Origin of the sequence: Methylopila sp. Yamaguchi (assembly GCF_002897035.1) — a bacterium.
Lineage (GTDB): Bacteria > Pseudomonadota > Alphaproteobacteria > Rhizobiales > Methylopilaceae > Methylopila.
The window spans coordinates 242,594-257,417 of sequence record NZ_BAUX01000005.1; the positions used below are offsets into that span (position 1 = coordinate 242,594).

Below are 14,824 nucleotides of genomic sequence, written 5' to 3' on the forward strand. Positions count from 1 at the left end.
GCCCAGGAGACAGGCGCCATGCTTCAACAGACCGCCACCGATCTCGCGCTGCGGCTCGCCGCGGTCTACGCTCTGGTCGGCGTGTTCGTTGCGCTTACGCTCATCGTCGCGCTGACCATGGCGCGGATCGTGAAGACGCCGCGCGTCATGCGCACGGGCCTCTATGCGCTCTACCTCTTGTCGATCGTAGCCCTGGTTACGGCCTACGCCGCCGGCGCCCTGACGCCGCCCGGCGAGGCCGCGAGCCGCATCGCGGCGACCGCCGAAAGCGCGAAAGCCTTCGACGCCCGCAACGCCGCGATCACGCCGGGCGACGTCGCGCCCGCCGCCGCGACCTCGGCGGTTGTGGGGACCGTCTACATCCAGGCGCCCGACATGGACGCCCGCTTCGCCGCCGAGGACCTGTGGCGCGACCTTCGGGCCGCCGGCTTCCAGTCGCCCGGCATCGAGCTGGTCGCTGGGCGCGCGCCCACGACGCCGGAGGTGCGCTACTTCAACGACGCCGACCGGCCGCTCGCCGAGCAGGTGGCCGCGATTGCGGCGAAACGCGGCCTCGAGGGCTCAGTGGTCAAGACCATCGCGAACTACAAGGCTCCCCCCGGCCAGATGGAGTTCTGGTACCCGCGCTGAACCGGTTGCGAGAGACCGGCGCTCCCGAGAGCGGGGGCCTTGCCCGGGTCGAAGACGCTCTCCTGTTCTGCGCCAGAAGGCCACAGGCGCTTTCGCCCAGACGGATGCGTTCACCAAGCCGAACGAGGCCAGCGCAAAAGCGCGGGCCCATGGCGTCCTCGCCCACGTTTGCTGGTATACGTGATTTTTCATATGCCCAAGATCAGAGCCGTCACCGCTTGATGCGCCTCGACGTTCCAACGATGGTCGCCTGCTCGGCGGTGGTCCTCGCGCTGCTGGGCGCGTCCCTGCTGTTGTCCTGGGCCGGCTCCGGGCGACCAAAGCGGCTGTGGTGGTGGACCCTGCCGTTCCTGTTCGCCGTCGCGTCGGCGGCCCTATTGGTGGGCGACAGCTTCCTCGTCAGGGAGTGGCAGGAGCGGATCGCGGTCGCAGGGGTGATCCTTACCCACGGTTTCGCGTGGCAGGCCGCCCGCGCCTTCGACCAGCGTTCGAACGTCGTGGGAACGGCCCTGGCCGTCGCTCTCGGCTGGGTCAGCTTCGACGTGGCGGCGCAATCCCTTGGCCTGCCGGCCGTGGGCGGCGTGGCGCGCACGCTCTGCGTCGCGGCGTTGAACGGACTGATCGCGTGGGAGTTCTGGCGCGGGCGCGACGAGGCCCTGCCGTCGCGACGGCTTCTCGTGGCGCTGATGGGGTTCTTCGCCGGCTTGAGCGCGCTTCGCGCCCCGTTCGTTCCGTTCCTTCCCGCGCCGCTCGGCCTCGGCGCCCCCGAAGTCTGGGCCGTCGTCGCCTACAACGCCGCCGTGGTGGCGCAGGCCTCGGCGACCGTCGCGCTTGTCGTCGCCATGTCGCGGGAACGCGTGGCGCTCGCCAACTACGAGATGGCGCTGCGCGATCATCTGACCGGCGCGTTGAACCGGCGCGCCTTCGACCAGGAGCTGCTGTTGCTCGAGAACGAACGCTCCTCCGACGCCGTCGGCGTCGCGGCGCTGGTGTTCGACATCGACAACTTCAAGACGATCAACGATCGCTTTGGCCACGACGTCGGCGACGTCGTGATCGTGGAGGCGGCGGCGGCGGCGCAACGCTCGATCCGCGCGCGCGACGCGCTGTTTCGGATCGGCGGCGAGGAGTTCGTCTGCCTGCTGCCGGGCGCGACGCTGGCGCAGGCCGAGGCGGTCGCCGAAAGACTGCGGCGGTCGTTCGCCGAAACCCGGATCAGGGTGGGCGACCACGTCGTCCGCGCCACCCTGAGCGTCGGCGTGTCCTCGACCGAGCTCGACTGCGCGCATGTCGCCGAGATCGTGTCGTTCGCCGACGAGGCGATGTATCTGGCGAAAGACGCCGGGCGAAACCGCACGATCGTCTCCAATCGGCCGCGGATCCGGCGGAGCGATCCGCGTCAGGCGGCGCGCAGCAACGCGATACGCGTGTCGCCGTACGTGCGGGTCTCGAGCGGGTCGAACCCGGCCGGCGTCATCGCCTCTGCGTCCGTCGTCTCTTCCCAGACGATCAGCGCTCCGGGCGCCAGCCAGCCGCCCTCGCGGGCGGAGGACAAGGCGCGCTCCCCGAGCCCGCGCCCGTAGGGCGGATCCGCGAAGATCAGATCGAACGGAGCGGTCGCGCCGACCGGCCCCATGCGTGTGGCGTCGCGGCGCGCGATGCGCGTCTGCCCTCCCAGGCCGAGAGTCTCCACATTGGCGCGAAGGCAGGCGCGGGCCTCGGCCCCCTCGTCCACGAACAGCGCGAACCGCGCCCCGCGCGACAGCGCCTCGAAGCCGAGCGCTCCGGTGCCGGCGAAGAGGTCAAGCACGCGCGCGCCGTCGGCCGGATCGCCATAGGAGTGAGCCAGCACGTTGAACACGGCTTCGCGCAGGCGGTCCGTCGTGGGACGGATCGCGCGCGAGTCCGCGGCCGGCCCCTTCAGGGCGCGGCCCTTGAACTTACCCCCGACGATCCGCACCGCCCGGCCGTCCCCTGCCCCCGCCGCCGGCCGGCTTGCCGCCTCCCGGACCGCGCGGCTTGAAGCCGCCCGGCTTGCCGCCGGGGCGTCCGCCAGGCTTGCCCGACGATCCGCCCGGCTTGCTTCCAAAACCACCCGGCTTGCCGCTGGACCGGCCAACCGGCTTCCCGCCAGCGCCGGCGCCGCGCGGAGCGTCGCCGCGGGGCGGCCGGCCTCCCGACGGACGGTCGCCCTGAGGGCGTTCGCCGCGGGGCTTGTCGCCGTACGGCCGCTCGCCGTCGCGGCGCGGCGGACGATCGCCGTACGCCTTGCCGGCGCCCGACCGCTCGGTTCGGGGACGGTCGCCTTGAGAACGCGCGCCTTGGGGACGATCACCCTGCGGACGGTCGCTGCGAGGCCGCTCGCTCCGCGGGGCTTCTTCGGAGCGCCAACGCGGCTCCGAACGGCGCGCGCCCTCGGTGGTCGCCGCAGATCTGGGCCGGTCGCCGGAAGGCGCCCGCGCGGGACGGTCGCCAAAGCTCCGCGCCGGGCGCTCGCCACGGTCGGGACGGTCGCCGGACGGAGCGCGCGCGGGGCGATCCCCGAAGCTCCGCGCGGGGCGCTCGCCGCGGTCAGGACGATCCCCGGACGGCGCGCGCGCGGGACGGTCGCTGGAAGGGGCACGCGCGGGGCGATCCCCGAAGCTGCGCGAGGGGCGCTCGCCGCGGTCGGGTCGGTCACCAGAGGGCGCGCGCGCGGGACGATCGCCAAAGCTGCGCTGCGGACGGTCGCCGCGCTCGGGGCGGTCGCCGCGCGGGGGCCCGCGGCGCTCGCCGTCGGCCCGCGGTCCGCGGGGAGCGCGGGCTTCGTCGCCCTCGCGCGGCTTGAAGCTGCGGCCGGCGGGCTTGCCGTCGCGGGCTGCGGGCTTCGAGCCGGGACGCGGCGGCCGCGGGGCGCGGCCGGGCGCGCCGAAACGTTCGGCGGCCTCGGGGTCGGCCTTGCGGGCGCGGCGCGGCGCGGGGTCGTTCTCGGCGCGCGCGACGCGCTCCACCTTCACGGTGCGCCCGCGGCGGTCGGCGACGGCCGGGGCGCGCTTGGTGCGCGTCGGCCGCTCCTCGGTCTCGCCCTCGGCGAGGGTCGGCGGCGCCGGCACGTCCCGCGGGCGCGCCAGCGGGGCCTTGCGGCCGACGCGCTGGGACGGGTCCTTCAGGCGGCTCTGGTCGGCAGCGGCCCGCTTCTCCGGCGTCTTGCGCCCGGCGCCGCGGCCGCCGGTGACCACCGGCGCGTCCTCGCCATGGCTGACCGCTTCGGCCTCGAAATCGCAGCCTGCCTCGTCGATCAGGCGCTTGCCGAGCTGGTCCTGAAGCACGCGGGTCCGCACCTCCTCGACCGCGCCCTCGCCCAGATCGCCGAGCTGGAACGGACCGAAGGACACGCGGATCAGCCGGTTCACGGCGAGGCCGAGATGCTCGGCGACGCGCTTGACCTCGCGGTTCTTGCCCTCGCGGAGGCCGATCATCAGCCAGACGTTGTCGCTCTGCTGGCGCTCGATGACAGCTTCGATGCCGCCGTAGGCGAAGCCGTCGATGGTCACGCCGTCCTTCAGCGCGTCGAGCTTGTCCTGCGTGGTCCGGCCGAAGGCGCGCACGCGGTAGCGGCGCAGCCAGCCCGTCTCCGGCAGCTCCAGCACGCGGGCGAGGCCGCCGTCGTTGGTGAGCAGCAGCAGGCCTTCGGTGTTGATGTCGAGCCGGCCGATGGTGACCACCCGCGGCATCGCCGGCGGCAGAATCTCGAACACCGTCTCGCGGCCTTCGGGATCGTGGGTGGTCGTCACGTAGCCGCGGGGCTTGTGGTAGAGCCACAGCCGCGTGCGCTCGCGGGCCGGCAGCGGGCGGCCGTCGACGGTGACGGCGTCCTGCGCGGTGATGTTGCGGGCGGCGCTGTCGATGGTTCGGCCGTTGACCGCGACGCGGCCGGCCTCGATCCAGGCCTCGGCCTCGCGGCGGGAGCCGAGGCCGGCGCGCGCGATGACCTTCGCCACGCGCTCGCCCGGAGGGGGCGTCGCGGCGTCGTCGGGACTGGCGTCGGGGCGGTCGGTCGGGTCTGTCATGATCGCCGGGCGATAGCACGCGCAGGCGCGGTTTACGAGCGGTTATCGTCCGGTCGACAGCAGGCCTGCGCGGAGGCTACCTCTGTCCGCGGTCGAACCGCAGGAGACGTCCGTGACCCCGATGGAGCGCGCCCTGGCCGAGGCGCGGGCCGCCGCCGCCCGCGGCGAGGTGCCCGTGGGCGCCGTCGTGACCCGGGACGGCCGGGTGATCGCCGCCGCCGGCAACCTGACCCGAGCGCGCAACGACCCGACCGCTCACGCCGAGATCGTCGCGATCCGCTTGGCCTGCGAGGCGCTCGGCGCGGAGCGGCTGACCGGCTGCGACCTGCACGTGACGCTGGAGCCCTGCCCGATGTGCGCCGGCGCGATCTCCTTCGCCCGCATCCGCCGGCTGTACTTCGGCGCGGAGGATCCGAAGGGCGGCGCCGTCACCTCAGGCGTGCGGCTCTACCACCAGCCGACCTGTCACCACGCGCCGGAGGTCTACCCCGGCATCGCGGAGCGCGACGCGGCCGAGCTTCTCAGGGTCTTTTTTCAGGGCCTGCGCGATCCCATCTCCAAGGGGTGAACGAAACGCCGTCCGCGGCGTTACCGAGCCGGAGCCGTCGGCCGCCCCGACGCGAGACCCGAGGTGAGACCGCATGGACGTCGTCCGCATCCTGATCGCCATCCTGCTGCCGCCGCTCGGCGTGTTCCTGCAGGTCGGCATCGGCCTGCATTTCTGGCTGAACATCCTGCTGACGCTCTTCGGCTACATCCCGGGCATCATCCACGCCATCTGGGTCATCATCCGCAAATGACCGCCAAGGCCGCCACCGGCTTCGCCGGGCGCATGGAGCCGCCGGCGCGTCAGGCGTCGCTGGACGATCTCGACCGGCTCGCCGATCTGCTCGACACGCGCTGGCGCATCCCCGGCACCAACTGGCGCTTCGGGATCGACGCGCTCGCGAGCATCGTGCCGGTGGCGGGCGACCTGTCGACCGCCGTGGTCTCGGCCTACATGATCAAGCGCGCCCACGATCTCGGGGCGCCGAACCACATCCTGGCGCGCATGGTGGGCAACGTCGCGATCGACACCGTGGTGGGCAGCGTGCCGGTGATCGGAACGGTGTTCGACTTCGCCTTCAAGGCGAACCGCCGCAACATGGCGCTGCTGAAGAGGCACTTCGCCGGGCGTTGACGCGCGACGCCGCCACGGGCTTGGCCCATCTCAGCTCAACACGGCCTCGATCGCCCTTTTGGTCTCGCCCTTAGCCGCTTCGCTCGCGCGGAGCACGGCGGTCGTCTTCAGGAAATCCAGCAAGGTGATGGCCTCGACGTTGGGGCGGATCACTGCCTCCGGCGGCCGGCGCGCCAGCTTCCCCGCGACGATGGTCGTCTGCATGATCTGAAGCGATCCGAGCGTGGTCTCGAAGGCGTTCGGGACGCGGCCCTCGCTTGCGACGGGGCCTCCGGTGACGTCGACCGCGATCACCGCGTCGACATCGTCGAGCGCGTCGAAGGGCAGCGGGTTGGTCATGGCGCCGTCGATCAGCGTCCGGTCGTGATGCACGACCGGCCGGAACAGCCCGGGGATCGCGATCGACGCCGCGACGGCCGGCCGCAAGGGCCCTTCGTCGAAGCGGATCTCCGCGCGGCCAAAGAAGTCGGTCGCGATGGTGACGAAAGGGATCTGGAGCGCGTCGAAGGTCTCGGGAACGCCATCGGGCAGGAATTGCGCGAGCAGCAGTTCGGCGTCGACGAGGACCGGGTTCCGCGAACCGGCTCCGAAGAGATCGGTCAGCCGGCCGACCCGCGCCTTCATCAGCTTGGAGAGGACCGCGCCGCGGTCGCGCAGCATGGCGGCCGTGTGGGCGCGAAGCTCCTTGGCGGAGAGGCCCGCGGCGTAGGCGGCGCCGTAGATCGCGCCGATCGACACGCCCGCGATCGCAGAGGGGCGCAGGCCCAGCTCGTCGAAGGCCTCGAGCGCGTGCAGGTGCGCAAGGCCGCGGGCGCCGCCGCCTCCAAGCGCGAGGCCGATCCGGCGGCTTGGCCGACTGTCCGTCACACGAGATCTCCGAAGAAGGTCAAAAGCGCCTTGGCGGTCGCCTGCGGCGCCTCCTCCGGCAGGAAGTGGCCGCAGGCCAGCGCCTCTCCGCGCACGTCGTCGGCCCAGTCCCGCCAGACGTCGACCGGCCTGCCGCCGCCCTGGCCGGGAAAGCCCGTCTCGCCCCACAGCGCCAGAACGGGCGCCGCGATCCGCCGACCCGCCGCGCGGTCGGCCTCGTCGTGGGCGACGTCCAGCGTCGCGCCGGCGCGGTAGTCCGCGCAGGTCGCCGCCACCCGGCCGGGATCGGCGAAGAACGCGCGATAATGATTGAGCGCCTCGCAGCCGAAGGCGTCGAGCGTCTTCGCCGCGGTCCAGCTCGCGAGCGTCCATTCCAGGAAGTAGGTCGGGTCTGCGGCGATCAGCGTCTCGGGGAACGGCGCGGGCTGCGCGAGGAAGGCCCAATGATAGGCAGAGAGCGCCCGCGCGCGTCCGAATCCCGCCCACATCCGTTCGGTCGGCACGATGTCGAGCACGGCGAGCTTCGTGACGCGCTCGGGGTGGTCGAGCGCCAGGCGATAGCCGACGCGGCCGCCTCGGTCGTGGCCGGCGACGGCGAAGCGCTCGTGGCCCATCGCCCGCATCAGGTTCACGATGTCCTCGGCCATCACGCGCTTGGCGTAGGACTCCGGAGCGGGCGGCGGAACGGACGACCAGCCGTAACCCCGCAGGTCGGGCAGCACGACGGTGAAGCGCTCCGCGAGCAGGGGCGCGACCTTCCGCCAGCACACATGGGTCTGGGGGTAGCCGTGGAGCAGCAAAAGCGGCGGCCCCTCCCCGCCGACGCGCGCGAACAGGCGAACGTCGTCCGCGACGTCGATCCAGCGCGGCGCGAAGCCCGGAAACAGGTCGGCGAGCGCGGCCTTGGCCATCGTCCCATCCTCCAACATTCCAGCCTCCAGCTTAGCGGGTCGCACGCGCCGGCAGCCGCCCGCTTTCAGCCGAACAGGTCCGACTGCGGCGCGGGCGCGGGCTTGCGCGGTTTCGACTCCCTGCGCGCCGCGGGTTGCGCCTGCGGGGCCGCCGGCGGAGGCGGCGCGGCGCCCTCGCCTGCGGTCGCGGCGCGCTCGCCGTCCTGGAATTTGAGGCGCACCTGCTCACCGTCGCCCACCTCGGCGGCGCGGCGCAGCACATGGCCCTCGGCGTTCAGCACCAGCGCGTAGCCGCGCTCCAGCACGCCCTCGTGGCTGAGGCTGCGCACGAGCTTCCAGACGGAGGCCAGCCGGTCGCGCCGCTTGTCAGCGAGCGCCGTCGCCGCACGCTCCAGCCGGGCCGCGAGGCCGTCCGCCCGCTCGCGCCCGAGATGCACGCGCTGGGTCAGCGCCGCAGGCTGAAGCCGCGCGGAGGCGGCGGCGAAGCGGGCGCGGTGGCGGCCGGCGTTGGCGGCGAGCGCAGGACGCAGCCGCGCCGCGGCGTGGTCCAGCCGCTGGCGGGGGATCTGGATCAGCGTCTCAAGCGTCGGCAACGCCCGCGCGGCGGAGCGCAGCTCCGTCCGGCGCGCCTCCATGCCCCGCAGCGTCGCGGCGCGGAGCCGGGCGCCGCGTTCGGCGGTCGCAGCCAGCAGCTCCGCGCGCACCGGCGTCACCATTTCGGCCGCGGCGGTCGGCGTCGGCGCGCGCCGGTCGGAGACGTAGTCGATCAGCGTGGTGTCGGTCTCATGCCCAACGGCGGAGACCAGGGGGATGGCGCTCTCCGCCGCGGCGCGCACCACGATCTCCTCGTTGAAGCCCCAGAGGTCCTCAAGGCTGCCGCCGCCGCGGGCGACGATCAGCACGTCCGGGCGCGGGATCAAGCCGCCGGGCGCGAGCGCGTTGAAGCCGCGTATCGCGGCCGCAACCTCGGCGGCCGCGGTCTCGCCCTGCACCCGCACCGGCCACACGATCACGCGTCGCGGAAACCGGTCCGACACCCGGTGGAGAATGTCCCGGATCACCGCGCCGGTCGGCGAGGTGACGACGCCGATCACCTCCGGAAGGTAGGGGATCCGGCGCTTTCGCTCAGCCGCGAACAGGCCTTCCGCCTGGAATTTGCGCTTGCGCTCCTCCAGCAGCGCCATGAGCGCGCCGACGCCCGCGGGCTCCAGCGTGTCGATGACGATCTGGTAGGCGGACTTGCCGGGATAGGTCGTGAGGCGGCCGGTGGCGATCACCTCCATGCCCTCCTCCGGCTTGAACCGGAGCTTGCCGAACGACGCCCGCCAGACCACGGCGTCGATCTTCGCGCCCTCGTCCTTCAGCGCGAAATAGGCGTGGCCGGACGAATGCGGCCCTCGGTAGCCGGAGATCTCGCCGCGCACGCGGACGTAGCCGAAGGTGTCCTCAACCGTCCGCTTGAGCTGCTGGGACAGTTCGGAGACCGAGACCTCGAGGGCGTTGCTGGCGGCGGAGACGGACGGGGGCATGGGCCTCGGTGCGTTCGGAGCGGTCAAGAGCGTGCGCGACGTTAGCCGCGTTCGGCGTCCAAGGCGACGGCGACGGCGCAGGTCACGTCTGCGTCAGCCTGGCGAAACGTCCTTGCCCGACGTGCCGCCCCTTCTACCTGCCGGGATCGCACGCGGCGCGGCCCTTGGGCTTGCGCCGCGCGAGGACGGGGCCGCGCCGCGGCGGCCGCCGCCCGACAAGAGCATCCGCGGTGGAGGACATTTCATGCGCACGTTCCTGCTCGCCGCCGCCCTGTCCCTCGCCCTGCCCGCAGGCGCCGCCTTCGCCCAGGCCATCACCGTCGTCGACCAGGCGCCGGCCGACGCCGTCAAGGTGTCGATCGCCAACATGGCCTTCGCGACCGAGGAGGTGAAGGTGAAGAAGGGCGGCAGCGTCACCTGGACCAACGACGACGAGGTCGCCCACAACGTCCACTTCCGCAACGGCCCTGCCAAGGGCGACCCCAAGGCCCAGGGCAAGATGCTGAACAAGGGCGAGAGCTACACCGTGACCTTCGGCGAAGCCGGAACCTACGACTACATCTGCACGCCGCACCCGACGATGAAGGCCAAGGTCGTGGTCGAGTAAGGCCCGGGCGGAGGTCGGCCCCGCCGGCCGTGACCTCCGGGCCCGCCTCCGCTAGAAGGGCGTCGACCTCCCCCGTCGACGCCCCTGCGAGGCCCCTATGATCGTCCTTCTCCTCGGCTCCGGCGGACGCGAGCACGCGCTCGCCGCGACGCTCGCCAAGAGCCCGAAGCTCACGCGGCTGATCGCGGCGCCGGGCAACCCCGGCATCGCCCAGCACGCCGAGCTCCGCGACGTTCCCGTCGACGACCTCGACGGGATCGTCCGGCTCGCGACCACCGAGAAGGTCGACCTCGTCGTGGTCGGGCCCGAGGCGCCGCTGGTGGCCGGCGTCGTGGACCGGCTCGCGGAGGCGGGGATCAAGGCCTTCGGTCCCAGCGCCGCGGCCGCCCGGCTGGAAGGCTCCAAGGCGTTCACCAAGGAGCTCTGCGCCCGCCACGACATCCCGACGGCCGGCTTCAGGCGTTGCCGTTCGGGCGCCGAAGGCCACGCCGCGGTCGAGGTCTTCGGCGCGCCGGTCGTGATCAAGGCCGACGGCCTCGCCGCCGGCAAGGGCGTCACCGTCGCCATGACCCTCGAGGAGGCGCACGCCGCCGTCGACGACGTGTTCTCCGGCGGCTTCGGCGAGGCCGGCGCCGAAGCGGTCGTCGAGGAGTTCATGGCGGGCGAGGAGGCCAGCCTGTTCGCGCTGTGCGACGGGACGACGGCGCTCGTGTTCGGGGACGCGCAGGACCACAAGCGCGCCTACGACGGCGACGAAGGCCCGAACACCGGCGGCATGGGCGCCTATTCGCCGACGCCGGCGCTGAGCCACGCGCTGGCGGAAGACGCGATGGCGCGCATCGTCCGCCCGACCGTCGCCGCGCTTCAAGCCGACGGGACCCCGTTCGTGGGCTTCCTCTACGCCGGGCTGATGCTCACCTCCGACGGCCCGAAGCTCGTCGAGTACAACGTGCGCTTCGGCGACCCGGAGGCGCAGGTCGTGCTGCCGCGGCTCAAGGACGACCTGCTCGAGCTGCTTTTAGCCGCGGTCGAGGGCCGGCTCGCCGGCCTGACGCCCTCTTTCAAACCGGACACCGCGCTCGCCGTCGTCATGGCGGCGAAGGGCTATCCCGGCGACTACGCGAAGGGGTCGGAGATCCGCGGGATCGAGGCGGCCGGGAAGCGGCCGGGCGTTACCGTGTTTCACGCCGGGACGGCGCTGAAGGACGGCAAGCTGGTCTCGGCGGGCGGCCGCGTGCTCGCAGTGTCGGCGCTGGGCGCGGACGCGGCCGAGGCGCAGATGAACGCCTACGACGCGGTGGACCTCATCGACTGGCCGGACGGCTTTTGCCGCCGCGACATCGGCTGGCGCGCCGCCGCTCAGGCGGAAGAGGGCTGAGGCGAGGCGTTCGCCGGCGAGGAACCTGCCGCCGCGGCCGTCAAGCCCCGCGGCGGGTTTCGCTCCTGTTTTGGGCGGCTGAGGCGCTCCTGAAGCTGAACAGTGAACCGCGGGCTCGCTCTACAAGTGTACGACCGCCCGAATCGCAACTGTGAGGCGCCATCGGAGCAGATTTCGAATACAATAGGTTAAATTAAGATCGCATTATCCATCAAAATAATCCGATCTACCTGGTAGGTATCGCTACGCATAGGGCCGGAAGCTTCGCTTGAGCTATCAGCTCGCGTCGGCTCGGCGGGGGCTGATTCGGTAGATCTTGCGAGGCGGCCATGGCGCGACCCATCAACGACAATTTCGACAAGGCGATCGTCATCCGCGGCGATGGGTTCACCTATTCCGGGAACACGGCCGAAGCCACCAACCAGTATCCGGATGGAGAGCCCATCGGTTACGACGACCTCGTCTGGGACAGCAGCTATAGCAACTACGAGCTGGCGGACGATAAGAGCGTCTGGTTCACCTACACGGCTGAGGGCGAGGCCACCGTAGAATTTTCCGTGCTGAGCGCGTCGTTCAACACGCAGATGACGGTGTTCTACAATTACAATGGCCCGGGCGCGGTCAATAACGTCGGCGACCTGACCGCCGGCACGTCAAGCGTGTCGTTCGACACTTGGGCCGGGCAGCAGTTCTGGATTCGCCTCAGCGGCGATCTCGACCAGGGCGGCGACTACGTCTTCGCCCAGACCGCCGGCCCGGCCGGCGTTTCGACTGCGCTCTTCGGCACGTCTGGGCCTGACGTGATCGGGGTCCTCGGCGACGGCGCGCAGGAGATGATCGGTGATCTGGGCGACGACCTCTACTACGTCGACAGCGCGGACGACGTGATCACCGAGCTCGGCGGCGAAGGTTATGACGCGGTCTACACGACGGTCGACTATGCGCTGCCAGCGAATATCGAGAAGATCGTCGCAGTCGGCGCGACCGGCCTCACCCTCACCGGCAACGAACTCGACAACAAGCTCTTCGGCGCGAGCGGCGCCGACACGCTGCTGGGCGGCGCCGGCGACGACCGACTCGACGGCCGCGGCGGGATTGACCGCCTGGTCGGCGGCGAAGGTGACGACGTCTACGTCGTGAGCACGTACAAGGACGTCGTCGTCGAACTCGCCGACGAGGGCTACGACGTGGTCCTGTCTAAGGGCTCGTTCCAGCTGACGGACAACGTTGAGGAGCTCCGCCTCATCGGTCAGGCCGTCAAGGGCCTCGGCAACAACGGCGACAACAAGCTCGTCGGCAACGATCAGAACAACCTGCTTTCCGGCCTCGACGGGGTCGATCGGCTCTACGGCGGCGCCGGCGACGACACCCTCGCCGGCGGCGTGGGCAAAGACGTGCTGACGGGCGGGGCCGGCGCGGACGTCTTCGCCTTCACCGACGCTGGCGATGCGGGAGACGTCATCACGGACTTCGAGGCGGGCGTCGACCGCATCCAGATCGACCTCGCAGGCTTCGGCCTCGCGACCTTCGACGCGACGTCGTTCGAATCGAACGCCCGCGGGATCGCGACGTCCGGGGATGCGCGCTTCATCTACGCCGAGAGCAACGGCCGCCTGTTCTTCGACGCCGACGGCTCGGGATCCGGTCAGGCCGTGCTGCTCGTGACCCTGCGCGGCGCGCCGGAGCTCACCGCGGACGACGTCTCGGCGTTCTCCCTCGTCTGACCGCCGACGCGCTCAAAAGAAACGCCCCCTCGGCTCACACCGGGGTGGGCAGGCGCGGCCTCCCCGGCGGGAGGACAGATCACCACGTCAGCTTGGGCGTGACCGCGACCGGAGTGTCGCCGTTCTCGGCGAACAACGCCGCGAGTTTTTCCGGGTCCGGCGCGCCGGGGCCGAGCTCCTCGGCGTGGATGCCGTCCGCCACGAACAGGCAGTCGATCCCCGCCGCCGCGGCCCCCGCGAGATCGGTGCGCACGGCGTCGCCGATGGCGATGATGCGGGAGCGGTCGACCGTGCGTTTGCGAATGTCGGAGGCGACGGCGATCGCGGCGTCGTAGATCGGGGCGTAGGGCTTGCCGGCGTAGTGGGTCTCGCCGCCCATGTCGCGGTACATGTCGGCGATCGCTCCGGCGCACCAGATCAGGTCGTCGCCGATCTGCACCACCAAGTCGGGGTTGGCGCAGATCAGCGGCATCCCGCGATCCTTCAGCTCCTCGAGCAGCGGGCGGTAGTCCTCCGGCTCCTCGGTCCGGTCGTCGAACAGGCCGGTCACCACCGCAAGCGGCGCCTCCTCCACGCTCACGCGCTCGATGCGCTCGTCGCCGAACAGCGGCACGTCGCGCATCGGCCCGATGTGGTGGACGCGGGCGACGCCTCGCTCCGCCAGCATGTGGTGGGTGACGTCGCCCGAGGTGATCACCGCGTCCCAGGCGCTGCGCGGCACGCCGTAGCCGTCGAGGTGGTCGATCACCCACTCGCTGTCACGCGGCGCGTTGGAGATCAGCACCACCACGCCGCCCTGCGCGCGGAAGCGCGTCAGCGCGTCGCCGGCCTCCGCATGGGCGGCGACGCCGTTGTGCAGCACGCCCCAGACGTCGCACAGCGCGACGTCGTAGGCGGAGGCGAGCGGCGCGAACCGCGCGAAGACGGGAGAGTCGGAGATGTCGGTCATGAGGGCGCCCTAGAGCCGCGGCGGAACGCCGTCAAGCGCGGCGGGGAAAGGCATGAGGAGTGAACGCGCGGGTGACGCCGTCCGATCCCGTCTCGCCCGATTCTCCGCCCTCCCCGCGCACCGGCCGCGGCACGCCGAACAGAAAGCCCTGCGCCGCCTTCACGTCGAGGTCGAGCAGCTCCGGCGTGGTGCGCTCCTCCTCCACATGCGTCGCGATGAGGTCGACGCCGTCGCGGGCCAAAAGGTTGGGCAGGTCGGCGGGGTGCACAGGGAGGTTTCGCGCGGTGTCGGGATCGAGCAGCGTCGCAGCCGGAACCTTCACGAAGCGAACGCCGCGGGCGGCGAGATCGCGCCCGTCGAGCCGGAGGTTCGAGACCTGGTCGATGGAAAAACGCACGCCCTTCGCCGCCAGCGCGTCCCGGTTCTCTCGCTCGAGGGCGCCGAGACCGTCGAAGGCGGACTGGGACAGCTCCAGCACCAGCAGCCGCGCGAGCTCCGGCGAGCCGTCGATATAGGTCGCGACGTCGCGCGCGACCCGGTCGTCGGCGAGGGTCTCGGAGGCGATGTTGACGAAGATGCGCACGCCGCGCCCGCGCGCGTTGAGGCGGTGGGCGACGCGCGCGGCGCGCTCGATCGCGCGGCGGTCGATCTCGACCAGCCGGCCTTCCGCGGCCGCGGCCGGCAGGAACTCCTCCGGCAGCACCAGCCCGTCCGGCTCCCGCAGCCGGGAGAAGCCCTCGTAGTGCAGGATGCGGCGATTCGGCAGCGACACCACCGGCTGGAGGTAGAAGTCGACGCGGTCGTCCCGCAGCGCCAGCTCGACGCGCGCCGCGAGGCCGCGATCCGCCGCGCCGGCGTAGCCCTGGGTCTCGTCCTCGGCTTCCGCGGGGTCGAACGGATCGGGAGCCTGCGGCTTCGAAGGCGAAGCCGCGGCCTCGGCGCGGCGCGGTCGGCGCGGGGGCGCGGGCGGCGGCGGCGGGATCAGCGGGCGGGCCTCGGC

General features: G+C 72.0%; 14 protein-coding genes and 1 pseudogene. 8 read left to right on the forward strand and 7 right to left on the reverse strand.

The window, feature by feature from the left end:
* The first annotated feature begins 18 nt into the window (after positions 1–18).
* Together METY_RS08245 and METY_RS21385 are read left to right on the forward strand one after the other, a co-directional pair.
* Positions 19–630 carry a hypothetical protein gene (locus tag METY_RS08245; RefSeq protein WP_103120894.1) on the forward strand — a complete coding sequence of 204 codons (612 nt, stop codon included), beginning with the start codon at positions 19–21 and terminating at the stop codon, positions 628–630.
* Positions 631–1,508: 878 nt separating this feature from the next.
* Positions 1,509–1,985, forward strand: a pseudogene (locus METY_RS21385) (GGDEF domain-containing protein); the annotation flags it as partial.
* A 44-nt stretch (positions 1,986–2,029) separates the two neighbouring features.
* On the opposite strand, the gene rsmD reads toward METY_RS21385, so the two are convergent.
* Entirely contained in the window at positions 2,030–2,590 is a 561-nt protein-coding gene (gene rsmD, locus METY_RS08255; RefSeq protein ID WP_103120896.1) for a 16S rRNA (guanine(966)-N(2))-methyltransferase RsmD, read from the reverse strand.
* Positions 2,571–4,679 (reverse strand): pseudouridine synthase, encoded by a 2,109-nt coding sequence (locus METY_RS08260; protein WP_103120897.1) that lies wholly within the window; start codon positions 4,677–4,679, stop codon positions 2,571–2,573. The genes rsmD and METY_RS08260 overlap by 20 nt, the downstream gene beginning before the upstream one ends.
* 121 nt (positions 4,680–4,800) lie before the next feature.
* Between METY_RS08260 and METY_RS08265 the strand changes: the two genes are divergently transcribed.
* The 3 genes from METY_RS08265 (at position 4,801) to METY_RS08275 (ending at position 5,859) form a co-directional block, all read left to right on the forward strand.
* Positions 4,801–5,247 (forward strand): nucleoside deaminase, encoded by a 447-nt coding sequence (locus METY_RS08265; RefSeq protein WP_103120898.1) that lies wholly within the window; start codon positions 4,801–4,803, stop codon positions 5,245–5,247.
* A 73-nt stretch (positions 5,248–5,320) separates the two neighbouring features.
* Positions 5,321–5,479 carry a YqaE/Pmp3 family membrane protein gene (locus tag METY_RS08270; RefSeq protein WP_103120899.1) on the forward strand — a complete coding sequence of 53 codons (159 nt, stop codon included), beginning with the start codon at positions 5,321–5,323 and terminating at the stop codon, positions 5,477–5,479.
* Positions 5,476–5,859, forward strand: a complete 384-nt coding sequence (locus METY_RS08275) for a DUF4112 domain-containing protein (RefSeq protein ID WP_103120900.1) — start codon at positions 5,476–5,478, stop codon at positions 5,857–5,859. Before METY_RS08270 ends, METY_RS08275 begins: the two co-directional genes overlap by 4 nt.
* A 30-nt stretch (positions 5,860–5,889) precedes the next feature.
* Here the strand turns inward: METY_RS08275 and METY_RS08280 are convergent, their stop codons facing one another.
* From METY_RS08280 to xseA, 3 genes are all read right to left on the reverse strand, one after another.
* Positions 5,890–6,726, reverse strand: coding sequence for a patatin-like phospholipase family protein (locus METY_RS08280; RefSeq protein ID WP_103120901.1), 837 nt, complete (start codon positions 6,724–6,726; stop codon positions 5,890–5,892).
* Positions 6,723–7,637, reverse strand: a complete 915-nt coding sequence (locus METY_RS08285) for an alpha/beta fold hydrolase (protein ID WP_103120902.1) — start codon at positions 7,635–7,637, stop codon at positions 6,723–6,725. The genes METY_RS08280 and METY_RS08285 overlap by 4 nt, the downstream gene beginning before the upstream one ends.
* A 65-nt stretch (positions 7,638–7,702) precedes the next feature.
* Positions 7,703–9,166, reverse strand: coding sequence for an exodeoxyribonuclease VII large subunit (gene xseA / locus METY_RS08290; RefSeq protein WP_103120903.1), 1,464 nt, complete (start codon positions 9,164–9,166; stop codon positions 7,703–7,705).
* 244 nt (positions 9,167–9,410) lie between these two features.
* Here xseA and METY_RS08295 point away from each other — a divergent pair, with 244 nt between their 5' ends.
* The 3 genes from METY_RS08295 (at position 9,411) to METY_RS08305 (ending at position 12,875) form a co-directional block, all read left to right on the forward strand.
* Entirely contained in the window at positions 9,411–9,773 is a 363-nt protein-coding gene (locus METY_RS08295; RefSeq protein ID WP_103120904.1) for a cupredoxin domain-containing protein, read from the forward strand.
* A gap of 97 nt (positions 9,774–9,870) precedes the next feature.
* Entirely contained in the window at positions 9,871–11,151 is a 1,281-nt protein-coding gene (gene purD, locus METY_RS08300) for a phosphoribosylamine--glycine ligase (protein WP_103120905.1), read from the forward strand.
* 329 nt (positions 11,152–11,480) lie between these two features.
* Positions 11,481–12,875 carry a calcium-binding protein gene (locus METY_RS08305; RefSeq protein WP_103120906.1) on the forward strand — a complete coding sequence of 465 codons (1,395 nt, stop codon included), beginning with the start codon at positions 11,481–11,483 and terminating at the stop codon, positions 12,873–12,875.
* Positions 12,876–12,954: 79 nt separating this feature from the next.
* On the opposite strand, the gene METY_RS08310 is transcribed toward METY_RS08305, so the two are convergent.
* On the reverse strand, positions 12,955–13,824 hold the full coding sequence (locus METY_RS08310; RefSeq protein WP_103120907.1) for a TIGR01459 family HAD-type hydrolase: 870 nt from the start codon (positions 13,822–13,824) through the stop codon (positions 12,955–12,957).
* A 31-nt stretch (positions 13,825–13,855) separates the two neighbouring features.
* The coding region (locus METY_RS08315; protein ID WP_146035688.1) for an EAL domain-containing protein at positions 13,856–14,824 on the reverse strand (969 nt) is incomplete at its 5' end.